We start from the raw sequence: 22,957 nt of genomic DNA, 5'->3' as shown, positions 1-22,957 counted from the left end.
GGCATCATCGGCAATATTGCGAAGTGGAGTTCCCATGCTGGATCTACGACCGACCTGCGAGCATTGCAACAAAGCGCTGCCACCGGCATCGACGGAGGCCATGATCTGCTCGTTCGAATGCACCTACTGCAGCGACTGTGTCGAGCTGTTGCAGAATGTCTGTCCGAACTGCGGCGGTGGATTCACGCCGCGGCCGGTGCGCCCCGCGCGGGACTGGAAGAACGGCAATTCGCTGTCACGCTACCCCGCAACAACGCAGGTGACGCATAAGCCCGTGGACCTGGCCAGGCATGCCGTGCTGGTGGCCCAAGTGAACCACCGCGCACCCGCGCAACGCTGATAGATCCGGTTCCGGCCAGCGACGCCTATTCGCGTGCAGCCAGCGCGCGATTCACGCGCAGCGCCAGCAAGGTGCACACCACACCCGAGAGCAGATAGGCACTGACCGCCGCCAGGCCGAAGCGCATCGACAAACCCAGCGCCACCAGCGGTGCAAAGGCCGCACCGATCAACCATGCCACGTCGGTGGTCAGCGCGGCGCCCGCATAGCGCAGACGCACCTCGAAATTCGACGTCACGCTGCCGGCCGCCTGCCCATACGAGAAGCCAAGCAGGAGGAAGCCCACGATGATGAAGGCGTCCTGCAATTCCTTGCCGCCGTCCAGCATCCACGGCGTGGCCAAGGCGAACAGACCGATAAGGCCCGCCGCCACACCAAGCGTGGTGCGCCGGCCGATGTGATCGGCCACGTAGCCCGACATCACGATGCCGAAGATGCCCGCCACACCGCCGAAAATCTGGATCAACAGCACGGAATCCACCGCCTGCGAGTTTTTGAGCACGATCCATGACAACGGGAAGATCGTCACCAGGTGGAACAGCGCGTAGCTGGCCAGCGCCGCGAACGCGCCGATGAAGATGTTGTAACCCTGCGTACGCAGGATTTCACCGATGCCCACGGGTTCAAGTTCACGCTCTTCCATGGCCACCGTGTATTCCTCGGTCACCACCAGGCGCAGGCGCGCAAACAGCGCCACCACATTGATGGCGAACGCCACGAAGAACGGATAGCGCCAGCCCCAGTCGATGAAGTCGCCCTCATCCAGGCTGGCATGCAGGAACAGGAACAAGGCGCTGGCCACGATGAAGCCGATCGGTGCGCTCAACTGACCGAGCATGGCGTACCAGCCGCGTCGCTCCGGCGGCGTGTTGAGCGCCAGCAGCGAGGGCAGGCCATCCCACGATCCGCCTTGCGCAATGCCTTGCAGCAGACGGAACAGGATCAGCAGTCCAATCGCCCAGTTGCCGATCTGCTTGTAGCCCGGCAGGAAGGCAATGCCCGCGGTCGCGCTGCCCAACAGGAACAACGCGATAGTGAGCTTGGTGCCGCGACTCCAGCGCCGCTGGAAACCCATGAACAACGCGGTGCCGAACGGTCGCGCGATGAAGGCCAGTGAAAAGACCGTGAAGGCGTAAAGAATGCCATCCAGGTGACTGGCGAAGGGGAACAGCACCGAGGGAAACACCAGCACGCAAGAAATACCGAACACGAAGAAGTCGAACTGTTCGGAGGTGCGGCCGATGATCACGCCAATGGCGATCTCGCCTGGCGCCACCTTGGCACGTGCATGCAGCCGCCCGATGTCTTCCGCCGTGGTAGCCGGGGCGCCGCCGTGATCAGGGAAGGTGCTTGACATAGTCATTACTCACAAAGAAGGAATATGTCGCGGCCACACTATGGCACCGCCACGCCTCTCGCGTCACTGGGAATATGGCCTGTTCCTGTTTCGCGCCGAACGGCGTACCGTTTTCCACACTGGTTGCGCCGTCGGTCATGTCTATGAAGCTGCTGCGTGGACTGCTTGTCTCCGTCGTCTTCCTGCTTGCGGGTTGCCAGACCGTATTGATGGCGCCGTCCGGCGACCTCGCCGTGCAGCAGCGCGATCTGATCATCACGTCGACATTGTTGATGCTGTTGATCATCGTGCCGGTCATCGTGCTGACGCTGTTTTTCGCCTGGCATTTCCGCGCATCCAACAAGAAGGCTCACTACGATCCCGAATGGGATCACTCCACCATTCTCGAGCTGCTGATCTGGGCCGCACCGCTGCTCATCATCATTGCGCTTGGCGCGATCACCTGGGTGAGCACGCACAAGCTCGATCCCTATCGCCAGCTCGAACGCATCAGCGCCAATCGCCCGGTACCGGCCAATGTACGGCCCTTGCAGGTGAACGTGGTCGCGCTCGACTGGAAGTGGCTGTTCATATACCCGGAGCAAGGCATTGCCACCGTGAACGAACTGGCCGCGCCGGTGGATCGTCCGATCCAGTTCAAGATTACGGCGTCCACGGTGATGAACTCGTTCTTCATACCCGCGCTCGCCGGCCAGATCTACGCCATGCCCGGCATGGAAACGCAGCTGCAGGCGGTGATCAACGCGCCGGGCGAATTCAAGGGATTCTCCGCCAACTACAGCGGCAACGGTTTCTCGGGCATGCAATTCGTCTTCCACGGCGTGACGGAGGAAGGCTTTGCGCAGTGGGTGGCGAAGGCGAAGGCCAGCGGCGGCGATCTCAATCGTGATGCCTATGTGAAGCTCGCGGCGCCCAGCGAGTACGACCCGGTGAAGTATTACGCCACGGTGGAGCCCGGCCTTTACCGCGCCATCCTCACGCACTGCGTGGACCCGGAGAATCCCTCGTGCATGACGCGCATCGACCTGAGCCCGCACGAGACCAGTGAAGGCGCTGCCGTGTCTCCCCCCGGCCAGGCCAGCGGCATGGCCGCCATGGCAACCCATCCCCACTCCGACTGATCCGGTGGTGTCCACGATGCTTTCCCATCCCGACCTAGCCAAGCTGATCTTCGGACGACTGTCGATCGATTCGTTGCCGCTGCACGTGCCCATCGTGATGTGGACGTTCGTGGTGGTAGCCATCGGCGCGCTCGCGCTGCTCGGCGCCATCACGTACTACAAGCTGTGGGGCTACCTGTGGCACGAATGGTTCACCAGCATCGACCACAAGAAGATCGGGATCATGTACATGATCCTCGGCTTCGTGATGCTGCTGCGCGGCTTTTCGGACGCGATCATGATGCGTGGCCAGCAGGCCGTGTCGTTCGGCGCATCGCACGGGTACCTGCCGCCGGAACACTACGATCAGGTATTCACCGCGCACGGCGTGATCATGATCTTCTTCGTCGCGATGCCGATGGTGACGGGGCTGATGAACTTCGTGATGCCGCTGCAGATCGGTGCGCGCGACGTGGCGTTTCCCTTCCTCAACAACTTCAGTTTCTGGATGACGGTGGCCGGCGCGATGCTGGTGATGAGTTCGCTGTTCATCGGCGAATTCGCGCGCACGGGCTGGCTGGCCTATCCACCGCTGTCCGATATCGTGTCCAGCCCTGACGCAGGTGTCGACTACTACATCTGGGCGCTGCAGATAGCCGGCGTCGGGACCTTGTTATCGGGCATCAACCTGCTTGTGACCATCGTGAAGATGCGCGCGCCAGGCATGACGCTGATGAAGATGCCGGTATTCACGTGGACGGCGCTGTGCACCAATGTGCTGATTGTCGCCGCCTTCCCCGTGCTTACCGCCGTGTTGGCCATGCTTGCGCTGGACCGCTATGCGGGCACCAACTTCTTCACTACCGAGCTTGGCGGCAACGCCATGATGTACGTGAACCTGATCTGGATCTGGGGCCATCCGGAGGTCTACATCCTGATCCTGCCGGCCTTCGGCATTTTCTCGGAAGTCACCGCCACCTTCAGCCGCAAGCCGCTGTTCGGCTATGCATCGATGGTGTACGCCACGGTGGTGATCACCGTGTTGTCGTACCTGGTATGGCTGCATCACTTCTTCACCATGGGTTCGGGTGCGAGCGTCAATTCGTTCTTTGGCATCACCACCATGATCATCTCGATCCCCACGGGCGCGAAGATCTTCAACTGGCTGTTCACCATGTATCGCGGCCGGGTGGAGTTCGAGTTGCCGATGATGTGGACGGTGGCCTTCATGGTCACCTTTGTGATCGGCGGCATGACCGGCGTGCTGCTGGCGGTGCCACCGGCGGATTTCTCGCTGCACAACAGCCTGTTCCTGATCGCGCATTTTCATAACGTGATCATCGGCGGCGTGCTGTTCGGCCTGTTTGCCGGCATCACGTATTGGTTCCCCAAGGCGTTCGGCTTCAAGCTCGATCCGTTCTGGGGCAAGTGCTCGTTCTGGTTCTGGGTCTCGGGTTTCTACTTCGCCTTCATGCCGCTCTATATGCTCGGCCTGATGGGCGTGACGCGCCGCCTGAGCCACTTCGACGATCCGTCCCTGCAGATCTGGTTCCTGGTCGCCGCGTTCGGCGCCTTCCTGATCGCGCTGGGCATTGCCTGCAACATCATCCAGTTCGTCGTGAGCTTCAAGCATCGCGAAGCGCTGCGCGACGTCACCGGCGATCCATGGGGCGGACGTACGCTGGAATGGTCCACCTCTTCGCCGCCGCCGAAGTACAACTTCGCCTTTACGCCACGCATCCATGACCACGATGCGTGGTGGATGATGAAGAAGTATCGCTGGCAGCGTCCGCTGAGCGGCTACCTGCCGATCCATATGCCGCACAACACCGGCGCCGGCTTCATGATGGCCGCGCTGAGCTTCGTGTTCGGCTTCGCCATGATCTGGTACATGTGGCTGCTGGCGATCGTGGCGTTCGTGGCACTGCTGCTGGTGGCGATCGGCCACACGTTCAATTACGACCGCGAGTACTACATCCCGGCTGACGAAGTCAGCCGCATCGAACAGTCCCGCACGGATCTATTGGCCAGCCATGTCTGATATGACCTCTTCCATGACACCGGGCAGCGGCGGCCGCACGGAGCAGCTGCTGTTCCACGAGTCGGCCGATGTCCATCCGGCCAACGGCACGCTCCTGGGTTTCTGGATCTACCTGATGAGCGACTGCCTGGTCTTCGCCTGCCTGTTCGCCGCCTATGGCGTGCTCGGGCGCGAGTACGCGGGCGGACCGACTGCGCAGGAAGTGCTGGAGCTGCCCGCAGTCGCCGTGAACACCACGCTGCTGCTGCTTTCGTCCATCACCTACGGTTTTGCCGTGCTGGCCATGCAGCGCAACCGGCAGAACCCGATGCTGGTGTGGCTGGTCATCACCGGTTTGCTGGGCGCGGGATTCATCACGCTGGAGCTGCGCGAGTTTGCGCATCTGATCTCCATCGGTGCGGGGCCGCAGCGCAGCGCGTTTCTTTCCTCGTTCTTCACCCTGGTGGGGACGCACGGCCTGCACGTGACCTGCGGCCTGATCTGGATGGTGGTGTTGATCACGCAGGTACTGCGCAAGGGCTTGATCACTGCCAACAAACGACGCCTGTTGTGCCTGTCGATGTTCTGGCACTTCCTGGACGTGGTGTGGGTCGGCGTCTTCAGCTTCGTCTATCTGATGGGAGTGCTGCCATGAGCGCGCATGACGAACTGCACGCCCACGACGACGGTCACGGTCACGACGACGACCTGGGCATCCATGCCACTTTCAGCGGCTACATGACGGGCTTCGTGCTGGCAGTGATCCTCACCGTCATTCCGTTCTGGCTGGTGATGGCGCATGTGATCACCAAGTCGAGTACGGCGGCGGTGATCATTCTTAGCCTGGCAGCCGTGCAGATCGTGGTGCACATGATCTACTTCCTGCACATGAACGCGAAATCGGAAGGCGGCTGGAACRTGCTGGCGCTGGTGTTTACCATCGTACTGGTGGTTATCACGCTGAGCGGGTCGATCTGGATCATGTATCACCTCAACAGCAATATGATGCCCTCGATGATGGATCCGTCGAACCTGCCCTGACGATCCGCACCTCACATCCGATACGTGAATCCCGATGAGTGTTGTTGAAGAACCGGGCCGCCGACCGCGCGGCCCCGTGGCTCTGGCTTTGCTGACCCTCTTGGGCGTGTTGCTGTTTGCCAGCTTCGTGGCCCTGGGCACCTGGCAGGTGTATCGGCTGGGCTGGAAGCGCGACCTGATCGCGCGGGTGGATGCACGCGTGCACGCCGCACCCGTGGCCGCGCCCGGGCCCGCGCAGTGGGGTGAGGTGAATGCGCAGTCGTCGGAATATCGCCATGTCCAACTGCACGGCAGGTTTCTGCATGACCGCCAGACCCTGGTGTGGGCAGCCACCGATCTGGGCAGCGGCTACTGGCTGGTCACCCCGTTGCAACAAGCCGACGGCTCAGTGGTGTTGGTCAATCGTGGCTTTGTACCGGCGGACTGGTGCGGGCTCAAAGGCAGCTGCGCGGCAGCGCCCGACGGCGACGCCAGCGTAACGGGACTGCTGCGCATCAGCGAAGCGCCGCGGCCGTTCCGCCACAACGATCCGGCACGCAACAACTGGTATACGCGCGATGTGGCGGCGATCGCCGAGGCGCGCGGACTCCAGGATGTGGCGCCGTATTTTGTGGATCAGGACGCTGCGCCGGGCACGCTCGATGTTGGCAAGCCCGCGTGGCCGCAGGGTGGGCTCACGGTGATCTCCTTCCCCAACAACCACCTGAGCTACCTGATCACCTGGTATGTGCTGGCGTTGATGGTGCTGGGGGCGGGGATTTTTGTGGCGCGGGATGAGAGGCGCCTGCGTGAACGCGGATGATGTGTGGGAGCGCACCCTGTGCGCGGCGGCCGTGCGTCGCAGGACGGCGCAGCGCCTGTCGCGCACAGGGTGCGCTCCCACAACACACGGACCCGCCTACATCTTCAGGAACGACTTGCCCTGCTTGAGCACGGTGTCGCACACCTTGGTGGTTATCTGCGATTTCAGATCGCTGGAACCCCCACCCACGCTGTTCAAGTCCATGCTCTGGCCGTTGCTGCCCTGCAGGATGCCCTTGGCGCCGCTGAGGTAACCGGGGTCATTCGTTGCGCTGCCCGTGCTGGCGGTACTGGTATCGGAGGATTTCTTCTTGCTGCCAGTGAGCTGGCCGAGCATGTCGCTGGGGTTCGAACCGGTGTTGGTGCTGGTCGCCTGGGTACTCGAACCGCCGCCGAGCTTGCCCATCAGCTGGTTCTGGATGCCCGCGGCGCCGGAATCGCCGCCCAGGAAGTTGTTCTTCATGCAGTATTGAAGGAGGCCGGCCACGTTGCCCATGCTGCCGGACGTCATGGAGCCGCCGCCGGGAATCATGCCGCCGAGTTTGCCCAGATCCTGCGCGCCGCCCGTGCTGCAAACCAGGCTCAGGCCGATGGCCACGCAGACTGTTCCGATGCTGCCGATGCGCTTGTTCATGTGTATCCCTCCGTCAGGTGCCGGCATTCAACACCCCGCGCCGTTACGACCGCGTAAGCGGAACGCAGGGATCGTACGTTTCCTACAAGAACGCGCGCCGCGATGTAGGCCCACGTACCATGGGCATGCGCCCCAACCCAACGATGGAAGACGTTTGATGAAACGACATGTAGTCCTTGCCTTGACGATCACGCTGCTCGCCGGTTGCGCCAGCTCGGGCAGCCTGCGCAATTCAAAGCCTACGGCGTCCTATGCGGGCCCGGGCAGCGCGGCGGACATCGCCTCATGTATCTCGGGCGCCTGGGCCAGCAAACCCGTGCACCTGGAGTCGTACGTGCTCTATACCGGCACGACCATCGAAATCCACAAGACCGAGAACAGTCCCACCATCGCCTTGGTGGATATCAAGCCGGTAAGCGACCACACCGTGGCCACCTACTACTCGAACTTCGATGAAGACGACACCTGGTACTTCCAGCAGGTGCAAGATTGCGTGGACCACACGCCGGCGCCGGCGCCGTAAGCACCTGGGCGGCGCTCCACGTCCCGGCCGCGGATCGCCGCCGTTCAGTCAGAGGCGGCGAAACACCAGGGACATGGACGCCCCCAGTCCGTCGCGCGGTGTACGCACTACGGTGAGCGAGTAGCCGGCCCCATCGGCGAGTGCACGGTCGATCTTCATGCCGCCATCGACGTGGCTGACCGGCGCATCAGCCTTCAGCGATGCGCTGACCTGGGCGAAAGCCGCCGGCGCCAGCACCAGCTCGGTCACCGAGCGTGCGCGTTCCAGCCACAAGGCATCGGACATGGCGTCGTCGCCGGCCACCCACAGGCGGGCGGAGAGCATCGAGGTCACGCATCCCGTGCTGGCCACGCGCAGCACGTCGCCGTTGTCATACATCACCGTGGCGCGGGTAGCGGTGGGGTCGAGCACCACCGACTGCACGCCGGCCGTCGCCTTCAGATGGGCGATATCGATAGTGAGCGGACGAATCGGGCAACCCACCGACGCATCGTCTGCGCTTGCCGGGCCGGACAGGCCCAACCCCAGCGTTGCCAACAGCAACGCACCAACCAGCACCACCCTGCGCATCGAGACTCCCCCCCGGAGATCGGTGAAGGGCCCACTTTGACATGATGGGGCAGGAGCCGCCAACGGCTCCTGCCTCGCGATGGTTCAGCGCAGGGCAGCGGCTTCGCGGGCCAGTGCTTCGATGCCGGCCCAGTCGCCGCCGTGCAGCTTGTCGGCAGGTGTAAGCCATGAACCGCCCACGCAGACCACGTTCGGCAAGGACAGGAAGTCCGGCGCACTGCTCAGGCTGATGCCGCCCGTGGGACAGAACTTCACCTGCGGCAGCGGGCTCGCCCAGGCGGCCAGCAGTTTATGGCCGCCGGCCGGCACGGCCGGGAACAGTTTCAGAAAGCGATAGCCGCGCTCGAGCAGGGTCATCACTTCGCTCGCCGTGGCAGCGCCTGGCAGCAGCGGCAACTCGCTGTCGTCCGCCGCGTCCAGCAGACCCGGTGATACGCCCGGCGACACCGCAAAGGTCGCGCCGGCCTTGTGCGCCGCACGCAGATCCTTGGCGCTGAGCACCGTACCCACGCCGACGACGGCGCCTTCCACTTCGTTGGCGATCGCCTTGATCGCGTCGAGCGCCGCAGGCGTGCGCAGCGTGACTTCAATCGCCGGAATACCGCCCGCCACCAAGGCGCGGGCCATGGGCACGGCATGACGCGCGTCTTCGATGATCACCACGGGTACCACTGGCGCGAGACGCAGCGTGGATTCGACCTGCTTTTGCTTGTTTTCGATGCTCATGGCGTTCCGTGAATGCAAGAAAGAAGATGACCGCGGATCAGAACACGCCCGCGCCGAGGTCGGCCGTGGTGGCGTTGCGGCGGAACATGCCGAACAGTTCGCGACCCAGGCCGAACTGATGCGCCGACAGGTCGGCCGTGGCCGGCACGCGTGCAGCGAACTCGGCCGCATCCACCAGCACATCCAGCAAGCCATGCACGGCATCAAGGCGCACGATGTCGCCGTCGCGGATGCGCGCGATGGCGCCCTGGTCCTGCGCTTCGGGCGTCACGTGGATGGCCGCCGGCACGCGGCCGGAGGCGCCCGACATGCGGCCGTCGGTCAGCAGGGCTAGGCGATGGCCGCGATCCTGCAGTACCGACAACGTGGGCGTGAGTTTGTGCAGCTCCGGCATGCCGTTCGCCTGCGGTCCCTGGAAGCGCACCACGGCGACAAAGTCGCGATTGAGGTCGCCGCGCTCGAAGGCCTTGCGCACGTCGTCCTGGTCGTGGAACACGATGGCCGGCGCTTCGATGACGAGGCGATCATCCGGCACCGAAGACACCTTGATCACCGCGCGACCAAGATTGCCGGTCAGCATGCGCAGGCCGCCGTCGGCGCGGAACGGCTCGTCCGCGCCACGCAGCACGCCGCGATTGCCGCTTTCCTTGGACACCGGCGTCCACGCCAGCGCGCCGTGCTCGTCAACATGCGGCACCTGGGTATAGCCGTCCATACCGGTGCCGAACACCGTGCGCACGTCGGCATGCATCAAGCCGTGGCTCAGCAGCTGGTCGATCAGGAAGGCCATGCCGCCGGCTTCGTGGAACTGGTTCACATCGGCGTAGCCGTTCGGATAGACGCGCGCCAGCAGCGGGATCACCGAGGACAGCGCGTCGAAATCATCCCAGCGCAGTTCGATGCCTGCAGCACGAGCGATGGCCACCAGGTGCAGCAGGTGATTGGTCGAGCCACCGGTGGCATGCAGGCCGATCACGCCGTTGATGATGGCGCGCTCGTCGATGATGTGACCCAGCGGCAGATACGACGAACCCGGCGCGCTCAACTCGGCCACGCGATGCACGGCTTCGCGGGTGAGCGCGTCGCGCAGCGGCGTATCCGGGGCGACGAAGCTGGAGCCGGGCAAATGCAGGCCCATGATCTCCATCAGCATCTGGTTGGAGTTGGCGGTGCCGTAGAAGGTGCAGGTGCCGGCCGCGTGATACGAGGCGGCTTCGGCTTCCAGCAGCTCGGCCTTGGTGGCCTTGCCCTCGGCATAGGCCTGGCGCACCTTGGATTTCTGCTCGTTGCTGATGCCGCTCGGCATCGGCCCGCTCGGCACGAAGATGCCGGGCAGGTGGCCAAAGCTCAGCGCACCGATCAGCAGGCCGGGCACGATCTTGTCGCAGATGCCCAGGTACATCGCGCCGTCGAACATGTCGTGGGAGAGCGAGATGGCCGTGGCCATGGCGATCAGGTCGCGCGAAAACAGCGACATCTCCATGCCCGCGCGGCCCTGCGTGATGCCATCGCACATCGCCGGCACGCCGCCGGCCATCTGGGCGGTGATGCCCGCTTCGCGCGCCACGTTGCGGATCAGCTCCGGATAGCGCTCATACGGCTGATGCGCCGAGAGCATGTCGTTATACGAATTGACGATGGCCAGATTGGGCGTGTGGCCTTCGCGCAGGCGTTCCTTGTCGGTGGTGCCGCAGGCGGCGAAACCGTGGGCCAGGTTGCCGCACGACAGCCGCTCGCGATGCACGCCGTTGCCGCGCGCCGCATCGATGCGACGCAGGTACTCGGCGCGCGACTCGCGGCTGCGCTCGCGCAAGCGTTCGGTGACTTCGACAAGAACGGGGTGCAGCACACTCATTTCGAACTCCGGTAGCAGCAGGCGACGCGCTGATCAGCGCATCGATTCGTCGGGCAACGCCGTGGATGCCTCAGGGGCACCAATAAACGGCGACCGGCACACGTTGCTGGGTCAGCACCGAGCGCACGGGGAAATTCGCGGCCTCGCCAAGGCCAAGTCGCGCGTCAGCCAGCAGCTGGCGCTTGGTGTCGCCTTCGATATGCAGGTACAACGCGCGCGTATCGAGCAGGGCGGACAGCGTGAAGGTAATGCGTGGTTCGCCGGCGCCCGCTGCGCGCATCGGCAGCACGCGTGTGGCGTTGTTCAGATCCAGCGCTTCGGGGAGGCGGTCGCCGCCCGGAAAGAACGAGGCCGTGTGGCCGTCATTGCCCATGCCCAGGATCACCGCATCGAAGGGCAGCTCCAGCGAGGCCATGCGTGCGCGCACCGCGGCAAGGCCCGCTTCGGGCGTTGGTGCATCGGTGTACAGCGGCACGAACTGCGCACTGCTGGCCGCGTGCTGCAGCAGCATGCCCTTCACCATCGCCGCGTTGGAGCGCTCGTTGCTCTCAGGCACCCAGCGCTCGTCGACGAGGGTCACGCTGACCTTCGACCAATCCAGCGTCTGGCGCGAAAGCTTCTCGAAGAAATGTCTGGGCGTGCTGCCGCCGGAGACCGCGAGCAGCGCGTGTCCGCGTTCGGCGATACCGTCGCGCAGGCGATCGGCGATGCGTTCGGCCAGCGCGGTAGCCAGTGCGTGGCAGTCGGTGAAACTATGGGTGGTGACGTCGAGAGTGTCAGGCATGATCGATGAAGGATGCGAGCTGCGCGGGAGCACACGCGCGGCGAAAAGAAGAGGCGGACGGCAAGTCTAAAAACCGCTCCGCGATGCACAGGTGAAGTGCCCGTGCATCGCGCGCGTTCAAGCGAAACGCCGACTTATTCACCGTCCTCGTACCAGGTACGGCCATCGCGCTCGATCAGCGCTACGGCCGCGCTCGGGCCCCAGGTGCCCGACGTGTAGGGGCGCGGCGCCTCGCCGCTGTCCGCCCACGCGGCGAGAATGGGATCGGCCCAGCGCCATGCCGCTTCCACCTCGTCGCGTCGCATGAACAGCGTGGGATTGCCGCGCACCACGTCGAGCAGCAGGCGCTCGTAGGCATCGGGCTGCTGCACGCCGAACGCTTCGGCAAAGCTCATGTCCATCGGCACGTGACGCAGGCGCAGGCCGCCCGGTCCCGGATGCTTGATGGTGAGCCACAGCTTGATGTCTTCGTCCGGCTGCAGCCGCAACACCAGGCGGTTCTGCACCAGCGGACCGGCGGACGGATCGAAGATCGAATGCGGCACGGCCTTGAAGACCACCGTGATCTCGGAGACGCGCTCCGGCAGGCGCTTGCCCGTGCGCAGGTAGAACGGCACGCCGGCCCAGCGCCAGTTGGCGATCTCGGCCTTCACCGCGACAAAGGTCTCGGTGTTGGACTTGTGGTCCTTCAATTCGTCCAGATAGCCCGGCACCGCCTGGCCTTCGGCCGAACCTGCGCGGTACTGGCCGCGCACGGTGAGCTGGGCCGCATTGCCTTCGTTGATCGGCTTGAGCGAACGCAGCACCTTGAGCTTTTCGTCGCGCACCGCGTCGGGCGCCAGCGAGGAGGGCGGCTCCATCGCCAGCATGCACAGCAGCTGCAGGATATGGTTCTGCACCATGTCGCGCAGCGCGCCGGCATGGTCGTAGTAGCCCGCGCGCTGGCCGACGCCGAGGGTTTCAGCCACGGTGATCTGCACATGGTCGATGTGCTCGGCATTCCACAGCGGCTCGAACAGCGCGTTGCCGAAGCGCAACGCCAGCAGGTTCTGCACCGTTTCCTTGCCGAGGTAGTGATCGATGCGGAAGGTCTGCGATTCGTCGAAGAAGCGGCCGACGTCGTCATTGATCTGGTTGGCGCTCTTCAAGTCGTGGCCGATGGGCTTTTCCAGCACCACGCGCGACTTGCCCTTGTTGAGGTCGTACTTGCCCAGCCGGTTGCAGATATCGACGAACAGGTCCGGCGAGGTGGACAGGTAGAACACGCGGATGCGCTCGGCGTCCTTGCCCATCAGCTTGGCGAAATCGTCCCAGCCATCGTCCTTGCGGGCATCGAGCGAGCGATAGCCAACCAGCTTGAGGAAGTCTTCGACCTTGCCGCTGCCGTTGTTCTTCAGCACGGCGCGCAGATTGTCGCGATAACCCTCGTCGTCCAGCCCTTCGCGGGCGATGCCGATGATGCGGCTGTCGTCGGGAATCTGACCGTCCACGTAGCGGTGGTAGAGCGCTGGCAGGAGCTTGCGCAGGGCAAGGTCGCCGGTGCCGCCGAAAATCACCAGGTCAAAAGTCTCGACCGGCTGGGGAGAAGCAGTCACTTCAGTCACCTCAAGGCGATGCGGGGAGCGGGAGCGTGGCATGCATACCACGTCGATTGCCCACTGATCGTACCAGTGACATACCAGACAACACCAGTTCCCCTGAGACACCTCGGGAAGCTGCGCTGGGCAAGGATTCGCCAGCGAAATTGGTACCACCCGCAAGGCCGCGAAAAAACAACTGATTGCCAGATTGGTATGGTCATTGGTATCGTTCCGGTATGGAAACCGCCCTCGTCAACGAATACCGCCGGCTCAGCCGCGACCCCGCCACCAGCCAGCCGCTGGCGTATCTGCGTCTGCGCCGGGCCATTCGCAACGTGGTCGAGCACCGCGATATCGAACCCGGCCAGGCGCTGCCGAGCGAGCGCGATCTCTCCCGCCTGCTGCAGCTGTCGCGCGTGACCGTGCGCAAGGCGATCTCCGGCCTGGTCGAAGAAGGCCTGCTCAACCAGCGCCACGGCGCGGGCACCTTCGTGGCCGAGCGCATCATCAAGCCAATGTCGCGGCTCACCAGCTTCACCGAAGACTTGCGTGCGCGTGGTCTCAATCCGCGCTCGGAATTTTCCGAACGCATCATTGGCGAAGTGACGCCTGAAGAATCGATGGCGCTCAATCTGTCGCCGGGCGTGCTGGTGGCCCGCCTGCATCGCGTGCGCTACGCCAAGGAAGAGCCGCTGGCGATCGAGCGCAGCGTGGTGCCGGCCAGCATTCTGCCGGACCCGACCATCGTGCAGGACTCGCTGTACGAGATCCTCGAAACGCTGGGCGCCCGGCCGCGTCGTGCGCTGCAACGCCTGCGCGCCGTGTCGCTCGGCGCGCAGCAGGCCCGCCTGCTGCATGTACCGGCAGGCAGCGCCGGCCTCAACATTGAACGCCGCAGCTTTCTCGATGACGGCCGCGTGGTGGAATTCACCACCTCGTGGTATCGCGGCGACATCTACGACTTCGTGGCGGAATTGCAGACGGATTGACGGGGCCGATCGACGACTGCTGTGCCAGCCATTCGGGCCAGCCGTCCAATGAGCGCGTGGCGCGAGCACTCAACGAACGCCACCGCTATCTCATCGCCTGTCGAAAGCAGGCGTGGGGCGCTCGATAAGAAGACTCTGCGGGTGGTCGCCGTGCAAGCCATCCCATGCGACGGCCATGATGATTATCGACTGTCCTGGGTAGCTCGAACCGCCGGCCGCTCGCAGCGACTTTGCGCTTTCGTACCCGCGTCGTAGACACCAAAGTCTCCGGCCTTGAGGACGGCTTGCGCTCTGCCGATATCCCACCTGGGCAGGCCTGGTTGGTTTTCGACGTACCAGCGGACACCGATGGATCGTAGTTGTCCACAAGCTTCAGCCCACGAGCCGGCCGCCTCGACCTGGCCCATGTCTGCACTTCGCTGGGCTGCTATCGCGGCATAGTTGCCGCCTTGCTTTTCAAGCAGCTCCACGCGACCGATGTAAGCGGCGATATCGGAAACGCTGACCAGCTCGGTCTGCCGGCTCATGACGTAGCCTCGCATGGCCTGGCCACCCATGATCAATAGATCACCGGGTTCGGCATGGCCGTGCAGATACGCGCCGGCTCGCGCGAGACCTGGTTCGTTGGGCGACTGGTAGAACTTGCTGGCCCAGGGTATGTATCGCCCGTCAGGGCGCCCCGGCTCGGCCTCGCGCCCTAGCACCATCACCAGTGCGATGACGATGGCGAACACGGCGAGTGCGATGCGCTCGACGCCTACATGAGTCCAACGAACGTAGGTGACCAGCTGCAACGCGCGCGCGACACTCCATCCGCCGACGGCGGCGTACAGAAGCAGGAAGTGTCGATGCTTCAATTCAGATGCGTCCGTGTTGAGCCACGTGGGCGCCAGCAGGATCAATAGCGCGTAGGAGCCACATAGCGCCCACGGAAACCAGTCGAATATCTCCCACCTGTGGGCGCGGGTCCATAGCACCGAGACGACCGGCAGCATGACGCTGAATCCAGCCAGGCCCAGCATCAGAGCGAGCACGACCACGAGCACCAACTGCAATGCCGTGGGCATCCACGATTCCTGTTGGTGATAGAAATCCAGGAATCGCGGGGGGCCGAATCCAAGCGCTTCTTTGACGTAGCGCAGGGAATGCAAGAGTTCACGCAAGTCCGCTCGCCAGGCCAGAAGTGCGACGGCGCCGAAAAACAGCAGCCCGAAACACCCCAACACCACCGGCCAATCCCTGCCACTTGGCGATCGTCGTATGGCCAGCAACCACATGCCGGCCATCGCAGGCGCAAGGAGCACAAACATGTGAAGCCGGATCATCGACACCGACGCCAACAGGAAGAGCGCAAGCACGTGCGGCGCCCAGCGCCGCGTGTTGACGCCCTCACGCAGGCACAAGGCCGACAACATGCCTGCGCCGATGGCATATCCCGATCCCGGCGCGGCATAAAGCAGCCAATGGAATCCATAGAATCCGTTGTGCATCCAGTAGCGCGATGGATCGGGGAGACATGCGATACAGAGCAAGGCGATCAACGCAATGGCCCGCCCGGATAATTGGGCGACCAGCGCATAGAGGCCCAGGCCACCCACCAGCAAGCTGAGTGGCTGCATGGTTGCCAGCGCCAACCCCAGTCCGGGCAGCCCCGAAGAAGGCTGCAGGCCCGCGGCCAGCATGTATGAGCCGTAGTGGTAAGGCGGCCTGTGTACGTTGGCCAGCAAGATGTTGCCCTGCCCGATCGCCAGCGGATCGCCGAAGGAGGCGATCGTGGTGCCATGGACGAAATAGTCGCTCCAAGCCGGCATCGAGGCGTCCTGGAGCGCGGCTGGCAGGAATGCCGCCATATCCTTGCCGAAGTATGCAATCAACAGGGACAAGCCTGCCGTCGCGCCCACATCGATCCAGGCCACCGATGCCGGTTCGAAACGACGCAGCCGAGGAAACGCCAGCCAGATGGCCACCAGGCATGCGGCCCATATCAGGAACGCCTGCTGGGCCACGACATTGAACAACTCGGCGATTGCCAGCATGGCCAACATCGCCGCTGACGCGCCCACAACGAATGCCGCGGGGATCGCGGCAACGGCTGTTACACCAGCCAGGCCAAGCAACCACAGGCCGGACGCCGTCACCACGGCGATCCCGAACAGCGGCGCGGCCATCTGGTAGATGCCGGGATGCGTGCCGGCAAGCACCAGCAAGACGTCCACCAGCAGCGTGACGGTGAGGACGAAGACAAATCCAGATTGCCAGCCTGACGAACGAGAGCGATTCATGGACAAACGTAAGCTTCCCAATGGTGGCAACCGGCGCGTGCAGGCGTTGAACGATTCCGACGTGCCGCAACTCATTTTAAGGCAGTCCAGCCTATATTCTGAGTATGGCGCGGCGGAAAAGAAGGTCGGGGCTGTTGCGGCCCAGCTGTTTGGTTGACTATACGAGCCCGCAAGCAGACACCGACGGGTGCCCTGCCACTCGATCAGAACCTATGCAGTTCGCACTTGGAACACGCATCCATGCAGGTGGAAAAATTCAAACCGATCGCGGTGGCCCCACCGTCTGCCCGCCCATGGCTTTTCAGGCTGAGGTGTATCGTCGACCTTCAGCTAGGCACGATCGTCGCCCATCTGCGCCCATTGATGAGCCATTTGCACGGCCGCGTACTGGATGTGGGGGCCGGGGAATCACCGTGGAAGGAGTGGCTGCCGACAAGCGCCACCTATCAGGGCATCGATATTGGCAACGCATCGGAGTTCGGCATGCACCCGAACCGCCAAGACATCGTCTACTACGATGGCGGAGTGATGCCCTTTGACGACGCCACGTACGACAGCGCCCTGTGCATCGAGGTACTGGAACACACGGATGATCCGGACCTGTGTCTGGCCGAGATCGCACGCGTGCTTCGTGACAACGGCTCGCTGCTGTTGAGCGTTCCGTGGTCCGCAAGGCGGCACCATATTCCCCATGATCATCACCGCTTTACCCGAGAGCGCCTGGGCATCTTGCTGGAGCGACATGGCTTTGAAGCGATTTCCATCGACGAGCGCGGCAACGACATTGGCGCCATCGCGAGCAAGCTGATTGTTCTCACCCTGCGCCTTGTCCCTAGGCGACTTGCATGGGATGCGCTTTGGACGACACCGCTCGCGCTGTTGTGCGCACCGCTGTCGGCGATCTTCCTCGTGGCAGCGCACGTTTCCGACGCGCTAGGCCTGGGCTCGAAAGAAGACCCGTTGGGTTACTTTGCACAGGCGCGCCGCGCGCCGCGCTGACGCCCTCAAACATCGCGGGGCAACGCTAGGCCGTCATGCCTGGCTTGTTTCTAAACACCAGCCTGGACAACAGCAGATAGGACAGCGCCGCCATGAAGGGCGCCAGGCAGGCCTGGCTCAAGATGAGGTTCTTGATGAAGTGGTTCACCCAACCTATGAGCTCGAGATTGGTGTAATAGGTGAACACGTAAACCGCTACAAAGCCTGGCAGCCTCGCGGTCGACAGGTCGAGAAAGACAAAGCGACCCGTCGTGAAAAAATTGAACAGCACGCCCGCGACGTTGCCGCCCAGCAACGCCAGCCACGCCGGACTATGCAAGAGCACGAATGCCGTATACACGGCGAATCCGAACAAAGTGTTCAAGCCGCCAACCAGCAGGAATTTGCCGAAACGCTTCCACTCCATCACACCGGTGTCCACCCTATCGTGCCGCCGGCTTGAAGCCGACGGCTGCAGTATTGCCGACATTGAGTGAAAGCTTGGCGTTGCTCAGTCCCAGTCCCGACAGTGTCGATTGGCAGGCGCCCTTGAGGCCGGACGGCAGGGGCAAGAGGCGGCTCCAATAGCGCAGGGAATAGCGATTGGCGAATGGCTTGGCTTGCACGTCCACGAAACCGGAATGCTCCAGCAATGCCTTTATTCCTGCTCGCGAGAACAGTTGCATGTGTTCGATGTCGACGATGGGCGAACGACGACCCAGCAGGCGATTGACCGGGCTTCGGAAGTCGTGGGTCACCGTGAGAAATGCACCGCCGGGTCTCAATAGCCTCAGCACCGATTCGCTGATGTCGCCCGGCTCGCGCACGTGCTCAAGCGTCATGAAGCAACAGACCAGATCGAACGATTCCGGCGCGTAGTCCTGCTCGGCGAAGATGCCCTCGCGCAGCCATGGTTTCCTATGCTCGGGTGCAGCCGCCATTGCCGCGGTCGATGGCTCAATCCCTATGACGCGTTGAAAGCCCAAGTGGGACAAGGCTTCCAGAAATACGCCCGTGCCCGTACCAATCTCCAGCGCATCGCCCTTCCCAATGCTTTCCAACACGCCGGCGAAGGCACTGATATAGCTCTTGGAGGCGTCGTTGGCTTCCTCGCTACTGTCGTAGTCCGCAGCATGGTAGGCCTCTGCGAGGGCTCCCTGCGAGGGCGGCCTGTCCACATAGGCGACGTCGCACTGAGGGCAGCGAAGCATCTGGTGGCACAAATACTCCGGCGCCTTGCGCGACGCGAAGCTGTACGCATTGAGCCGGGAGGCGTCCAGTCGCTCCTCCAGGAAGACCTGCGGTCTCTCGGGAAACTCGCGGCAAACGGGGCACGGACGGCTCTGGCGGTCGTCGAGCCGCGTGTCATTCTGGAGAGGGGAGTTCTGTTGCATGGTCATGCACCTTTTTCGGACAACGGCGGGCGCGCCGTCAGTCCTCGCGTCCGCGTTGCTGTGCGGGACCACTGGCTTGATCGGTAACCACACCATGGCGAATAAGCGCGGCACGGATCAACCGTGGCCGGCCCTTGACCTCGATCATGATCTTGCCAATGTATTCGCCGACCAATCCGAGGCCGAACAGATTCAAAGAGCCGAACATGAGCACGCTGATAAGCAGTGTGGTAATGCCTCGCGGCGCAATGTCCGGCCATATGATGCGCAAGACCGCCACCGTAAGGGCCGCGAGGATCGAGAGCGCCAGCAGAACCAGGCCCGTCGTCGTCAGCAGTGTCAATGGCACATTGCTGAATGAGAAGATGCCCTTTTTCGCCCAGTCTATGTTTTTGGACAACGTGTTGGTGGTGCGCCCAAACATGCGCTCGGGTCTCACGTAGTCGACGCCCGTCTGCCTGAAGCCGACATAGGCACGCAGACCGCGCATGAACAGGTCGCGCTCCGTGCATGCCAACAGCCATTTGACGACCTTGCGATCGATCAGGGAGAAATCGCCTGCATCCAGCGGGATCTTGACGTAACTGAAGGCGGCGAAGACGCGATAGAAGGCCTTGTAGAGCACTCCCCAACGCCATGGCATTTCGCGCTGAACGCGACGCCCATAGACAACGTCGTAGCCCTTTTCCCATTCGGCGTAGAACGACTCGATGAGTTCGGGCGGGTCTTGCAGGTCGCCGTCCAGTAGCACGACGGCATCCTTTGAGGCGAGTTCCATGCCACTGCGAAATGCCATCTGCGAACCGAAGTTGCGCGAATGGGTGATGCCGATAACGTGCGGGTCTGTTTCTGAAAGTACCCGGATCTGCTCAGCACTGGCGTCCGGACTGCCATCGTTGACGAAGATAATCTCGTAGTCGATGCCCAGCTTGACGAAGGTGTCGGTCAAACGGCGATGCATGAAGGGGATGGCAGGTTCGTCCTTGTAGCAGGCGATGATGGCCGAGACCGAGCGGCGTCTGCCTTGGGTGGCCTGCTTGGATCGTGCCTGCAGCTCCTCGTCGGTTAGGCTGCGAACCCAACGAGCGGTATCGACCAGGCCATCTTCGAGCGATGTTTCCGCGCGCCAGCCTATCAACTGTTCGGCCTTTGCGGGGTTTGAATACCAGTCGGAGAGGTCCCACGTGCGGCCTTCCATGGTTCCAAACGACGGCAATGCCTCGATCGAGAAGAGCTTGCGCGTGGTCTGGGCAAGGCCCTCGATGGTGACTTTCTTCCCAGTGCCGATATTCAAACTCTCACCGTACAGCGACGGGTTCATCTTCGCGGCGGCGAGCACAAAAGCGGCACAGACGTCGTTCACGTGAACGAAATCGCGCGATGTACGAGCGTCGACGAAGGGAGGCAACTCCCCCGAGATCGCCTTGCGCAGGAGGTTGGGAATGAGCCGAGAGCTGTCTTCAAGCGGCCCGTAAACAGAATACAGACGTAGGTTCACGCACGGGAATGCCTGCATTTTTCCCATGTATTTCAGGTATTCGGATACGGCCGCCTTGGACACGGCGTAATGGCTGTTCGGCGAGCGAGGTCCATCCTCTTCCGGCGCAGCGCTATGCGTACCGTATTCGGACGACGTGCCTGCGTGCACAAACGCGGCGATGGACCGGGTCGACAGCAACTCCACCAGCAAAGCGATGGAATTGAAATTCGTCTGATAAATGAGTTGCTGATTCTGTTCGAAAGAATAGGCGCCGTATGCGACGCAGTCGAAAACCGTGCGTGGCGTCGTGCGATCGATCAAATGTCGAACCGCTGCAGGATCCACCAGATTGGCGGCAACGATATTGCCGTCGGGCACGTTCTCCAGGCGCCAGTTCTTCTCGCGCTGCACGACGGCGTAGACGTCCGATCGCACGGCTCGGATAGCATGGAAAAGATTCGCGCCGACGAATCCGGTTGCCCCTGTGACAATGATGGGGCCAGCGAGTGCGCGGATATGCTGGGTCAGGTCGGTCATGAGCGCTGCTGGAAGGTGTCGATGGCGTTGATGAGGCTCTGGGGATCCAGCCCGGATTGCTTGCGCAAGTAAGCCTGGGAGCCGTAGCGGGGGTAGTGGTGTGCACGTGCGCATAGATGCCGTATGCGAGCGTTGGTGCCTTCGCGGAGCAGATGCAGTGCAAACTCTGCCGCGAAACTTCCGCGCTCCACGTGCTCTTCGGCAATGCAGACCGCGCGATGCCCGTCAATCTGCTTCATCAGGACAGAAGGCGGCAGATTCAGCGACAGCGGCAGCTCGGACAATGCCCAGAGATTTGGGCGTAGTGGCTCGGCCATCTGTTCGAGCGCCTCGATATAGGTACCGGCGAGCGGACCGACGGCGATGATGGGAATGCCGCCACCCTTAGTCAGCTGTCGCCAAGGCGCATAGGCGGGTACTTCGAAACCGCTCGGTGGTTCGCCGCGCCCAAGCCTGATGTACGTGGCCAGGCGACTTTGGCCAGCGCGTTCGATCACCTCGCCGACATCCTGATCGAAAACAGGAATGAGGGCCTGGATGTTGGGGAGGGTCAAGAGCACGCCATAATCCTCGATGGCATGGTGTGTGGGACCCATGACGCCGTAACCGTACCCGCCACCGTTGCCGATCAGGCGCACTGGCAGGCCATGGAAAGCGATGTCATTGCGGATTTGCTCGAACGGTCGTGCATAGCAGAACGGTGCAATGCTGTAGACCCAGGCATCGAGTCCCTGCCGCGCGAGCGCGGCGGACACCGAGATCATATTTTGCTCGGCCACGCCCGCGTTGATGAAGCGTCGCCCCAATGCCTGCTGCAAGGGCTCCAGCGCCATGAATCCCAGGTCTCCGGTCAGGAAAACCATGTCGGGCCGTTCGGCGCGTCTGACGAGGGCATCGCATAGTTGCTTTCTCATCGCTGCGTCAGATCCTCAAGAGCCTGGCGGTAAGTCTCTTCATTGAGCGGGAGGTAATGCCACTCCATGCGGTTCTCCATGAAGGACACGCCTTTTCCCTTGGTGGTCTCAAGCACAATGACTTTTGGCTTCGTAACCGATACATCCAGAGCACGGCGAATCGCCTCCAGATCGTGGCCATCAATGATCTGGAGGGCCACGTCAAAGCCAGCGAGTCGTTCCCACAGGGGCGCCATCGAAGCAACTTCGATCGTCGAGCCGAAACCCTGCAGCCGATTGTGATCAACGATGATCGTCAGGTTCGCTAGCGCGTGATGGCAGGCGAAGATGAGCGCCTCCCAGGTCGATCCCTCCTGCCACTCGCCGTCGGAGGTGAGGCAGAACACATGGCCACTTTCCCCTTTCAGCGACAGGGCAAGCGCCGTGCCGGCAGCGAGGGAGAGGCCATGGCCAAGGCTGCCGGTGGCAAACAGCACGCCATCCATACCACTGGCCGGCGGGTGTCCTGCCAGCAGCGTTCCGTCTTTGTGGAAGGTCTCGAGGGTCTCGTCGTCTAGCCGGTTCGCGCTCCATAGAGCGACATACAGGGCTCCGGCAGAATGCCCCTTGGACAGGACGAAGTGATCACGCCTGTCGATCCGTTCGTTGAACAGCAAGGCCAGCACGTCGATGGCCGAGAGGTTGCCGCCGATGTGCCCGACGCCACTCTCGTAGTGCATACGAATCAATCGTTTACGAACGTCAGCTAGCCGTTTTGCATCGAGCGTGGTGTGCATGTTCATGGAGAGTTCTCTTCCCGGCGGCTGACCTGCCGAGTTGCAGCTGGCTGCCCGGTGCTCGGCGTCGATGGTATCGGCCGAACTCGCCACGGCCGTCGAAAAGGCGGCAGTGTAATGGAAGGGTCCTCCCTTCCTGCTATCAACGTGAACGATCAGGTCTGATTTCAGATGTTAACTTTTTGTCTCGACAACGTCATTCAACGGCATGAAGACGGTCGCAAGCATCGCCTCGACGCGCACGTGATCGCGACCATGCGACAAGCCATCGTTGCA

General features: G+C 62.7%; 23 protein-coding genes. 10 read left to right on the top strand and 13 right to left on the bottom strand.

Annotation, left to right across the window (positions count from 1 at the left end):
* The first annotated feature begins 34 nt into the window (after positions 1-34).
* The gene (locus AC1DKY_RS01045; protein WP_441601896.1) at positions 35-340 is read left to right on the top strand and encodes a DUF1272 domain-containing protein; all 306 of its coding nucleotides are present in this window, start codon (positions 35-37) and stop codon (positions 338-340) included.
* Positions 341-365: 25 nt separating this feature from the next.
* Here AC1DKY_RS01045 and AC1DKY_RS01040 read toward each other — a convergent pair whose 3' ends face one another.
* Complete coding sequence (locus AC1DKY_RS01040) at positions 366-1,697, bottom strand: MFS transporter (RefSeq protein WP_441611155.1); 1,332 nt, start codon at positions 1,695-1,697, stop codon at positions 366-368.
* Positions 1,698-1,834: 137 nt separating this feature from the next.
* On the opposite strand from AC1DKY_RS01040, the gene cyoA reads away from it, so the two are divergent.
* The 5 genes from cyoA to AC1DKY_RS01015 are packed head-to-tail and all read left to right on the top strand — an operon-like array spanning position 1,835 to position 6,660.
* Positions 1,835-2,818 (top strand): ubiquinol oxidase subunit II, encoded by a 984-nt coding sequence (gene cyoA / locus AC1DKY_RS01035; protein WP_441601894.1) that lies wholly within the window; start codon positions 1,835-1,837, stop codon positions 2,816-2,818.
* Positions 2,819-2,864: 46 nt separating this feature from the next.
* Positions 2,865-4,838, top strand: coding sequence for a cytochrome o ubiquinol oxidase subunit I (cyoB, locus tag AC1DKY_RS01030; protein WP_441602134.1), 1,974 nt, complete (start codon positions 2,865-2,867; stop codon positions 4,836-4,838).
* Positions 4,831-5,472 carry a cytochrome o ubiquinol oxidase subunit III gene (gene cyoC / locus AC1DKY_RS01025; RefSeq protein ID WP_441601893.1) on the top strand — a complete coding sequence of 214 codons (642 nt, stop codon included), beginning with the start codon at positions 4,831-4,833 and terminating at the stop codon, positions 5,470-5,472. Before cyoB ends, cyoC begins: the two co-directional genes overlap by 8 nt.
* Positions 5,469-5,858, top strand: coding sequence for a cytochrome o ubiquinol oxidase subunit IV (gene cyoD, locus AC1DKY_RS01020; RefSeq protein ID WP_477179866.1), 390 nt, complete (start codon positions 5,469-5,471; stop codon positions 5,856-5,858). The genes cyoC and cyoD overlap by 4 nt, the downstream gene beginning before the upstream one ends.
* A 34-nt stretch (positions 5,859-5,892) precedes the next feature.
* Positions 5,893-6,660 carry an SURF1 family protein gene (locus tag AC1DKY_RS01015; protein WP_441601891.1) on the top strand — a complete coding sequence of 256 codons (768 nt, stop codon included), beginning with the start codon at positions 5,893-5,895 and terminating at the stop codon, positions 6,658-6,660.
* Between the two features lie 96 nt (positions 6,661-6,756).
* Here the strand turns inward: AC1DKY_RS01015 and AC1DKY_RS01010 are convergent, their stop codons facing one another.
* Positions 6,757-7,293 carry a DUF2501 domain-containing protein gene (locus AC1DKY_RS01010; RefSeq protein WP_441601890.1) on the bottom strand — a complete coding sequence of 179 codons (537 nt, stop codon included), beginning with the start codon at positions 7,291-7,293 and terminating at the stop codon, positions 6,757-6,759.
* Positions 7,294-7,450: 157 nt separating this feature from the next.
* Here AC1DKY_RS01010 and AC1DKY_RS01005 point away from each other — a divergent pair, with 157 nt between their 5' ends.
* Complete coding sequence (locus AC1DKY_RS01005; protein WP_441601889.1) at positions 7,451-7,816, top strand: hypothetical protein; 366 nt, start codon at positions 7,451-7,453, stop codon at positions 7,814-7,816.
* A gap of 48 nt (positions 7,817-7,864) precedes the next feature.
* Here the strand turns inward: AC1DKY_RS01005 and AC1DKY_RS01000 are convergent, their stop codons facing one another.
* From AC1DKY_RS01000 to zwf, 5 genes are all read right to left on the bottom strand, one after another.
* On the bottom strand, positions 7,865-8,386 hold the full coding sequence (locus AC1DKY_RS01000) for a hypothetical protein (RefSeq protein ID WP_441601888.1): 522 nt from the start codon (positions 8,384-8,386) through the stop codon (positions 7,865-7,867).
* An 84-nt stretch (positions 8,387-8,470) separates the two neighbouring features.
* Positions 8,471-9,112: a bifunctional 4-hydroxy-2-oxoglutarate aldolase/2-dehydro-3-deoxy-phosphogluconate aldolase gene (gene eda / locus AC1DKY_RS00995; protein WP_441601887.1), complete on the bottom strand. Its 642-nt coding sequence runs from the start codon at positions 9,110-9,112 to the stop codon at positions 8,471-8,473.
* A 37-nt stretch (positions 9,113-9,149) separates the two neighbouring features.
* Positions 9,150-10,967, bottom strand: coding sequence for a phosphogluconate dehydratase (edd, locus tag AC1DKY_RS00990; protein ID WP_441601886.1), 1,818 nt, complete (start codon positions 10,965-10,967; stop codon positions 9,150-9,152).
* A 70-nt stretch (positions 10,968-11,037) separates the two neighbouring features.
* A complete protein-coding gene (gene pgl / locus AC1DKY_RS00985) occupies positions 11,038-11,751 on the bottom strand; it encodes a 6-phosphogluconolactonase (protein ID WP_441601885.1) in 714 nt (237 codons plus the stop codon).
* 134 nt (positions 11,752-11,885) lie between these two features.
* Positions 11,886-13,346 carry a glucose-6-phosphate dehydrogenase gene (zwf, locus tag AC1DKY_RS00980; RefSeq protein ID WP_441601884.1) on the bottom strand — a complete coding sequence of 487 codons (1,461 nt, stop codon included), beginning with the start codon at positions 13,344-13,346 and terminating at the stop codon, positions 11,886-11,888.
* A gap of 221 nt (positions 13,347-13,567) precedes the next feature.
* Between zwf and AC1DKY_RS00975 the strand changes: the two genes are divergently transcribed.
* On the top strand, positions 13,568-14,320 hold the full coding sequence (locus AC1DKY_RS00975) for a GntR family transcriptional regulator (RefSeq protein WP_121883188.1): 753 nt from the start codon (positions 13,568-13,570) through the stop codon (positions 14,318-14,320).
* Positions 14,321-14,502: 182 nt separating this feature from the next.
* Here the strand turns inward: AC1DKY_RS00975 and AC1DKY_RS00970 are convergent, their stop codons facing one another.
* Positions 14,503-16,488, bottom strand: a complete 1,986-nt coding sequence (locus tag AC1DKY_RS00970) for a hypothetical protein (RefSeq protein ID WP_477179865.1) — start codon at positions 16,486-16,488, stop codon at positions 14,503-14,505.
* A 112-nt stretch (positions 16,489-16,600) separates the two neighbouring features.
* On the opposite strand from AC1DKY_RS00970, the gene AC1DKY_RS00965 reads away from it, so the two are divergent.
* A complete protein-coding gene (locus AC1DKY_RS00965) occupies positions 16,601-16,759 on the top strand; it encodes a hypothetical protein (RefSeq protein WP_441611153.1) in 159 nt (52 codons plus the stop codon).
* A 68-nt stretch (positions 16,760-16,827) separates the two neighbouring features.
* A complete protein-coding gene (locus AC1DKY_RS00960) occupies positions 16,828-17,601 on the top strand; it encodes a class I SAM-dependent methyltransferase (protein ID WP_441601882.1) in 774 nt (257 codons plus the stop codon).
* Between the two features lie 25 nt (positions 17,602-17,626).
* Here AC1DKY_RS00960 and AC1DKY_RS00955 read toward each other — a convergent pair whose 3' ends face one another.
* From AC1DKY_RS00955 to AC1DKY_RS00935, 5 genes are read right to left on the bottom strand one after another with little or no spacing between them, the layout of a single operon-like run.
* Positions 17,627-18,007 (bottom strand): GtrA family protein, encoded by a 381-nt coding sequence (locus AC1DKY_RS00955; RefSeq protein WP_441601881.1) that lies wholly within the window; start codon positions 18,005-18,007, stop codon positions 17,627-17,629.
* A 16-nt stretch (positions 18,008-18,023) separates the two neighbouring features.
* A complete protein-coding gene (locus AC1DKY_RS00950; RefSeq protein ID WP_441601880.1) occupies positions 18,024-18,974 on the bottom strand; it encodes a class I SAM-dependent methyltransferase in 951 nt (316 codons plus the stop codon).
* Positions 18,975-19,011: 37 nt separating this feature from the next.
* The gene (locus AC1DKY_RS00945) at positions 19,012-20,991 is read right to left on the bottom strand and encodes an NAD-dependent epimerase/dehydratase family protein (protein WP_441601879.1); all 1,980 of its coding nucleotides are present in this window, start codon (positions 20,989-20,991) and stop codon (positions 19,012-19,014) included.
* Positions 20,988-21,854, bottom strand: a complete 867-nt coding sequence (locus tag AC1DKY_RS00940) for a transketolase family protein (protein WP_441601878.1) — start codon at positions 21,852-21,854, stop codon at positions 20,988-20,990. The genes AC1DKY_RS00945 and AC1DKY_RS00940 overlap by 4 nt, the downstream gene beginning before the upstream one ends.
* Positions 21,855-21,901: 47 nt before the next feature.
* Positions 21,902-22,687: a transketolase gene (locus AC1DKY_RS00935; protein WP_441601877.1), complete on the bottom strand. Its 786-nt coding sequence runs from the start codon at positions 22,685-22,687 to the stop codon at positions 21,902-21,904.
* Between the last annotated feature and the right edge of the window lie 270 nt (positions 22,688-22,957).

Source organism: Dyella sp. 01N448 (genome assembly GCF_056399225.1).
This window is presented reverse-complemented; position numbering and strand designations above follow the sequence as displayed.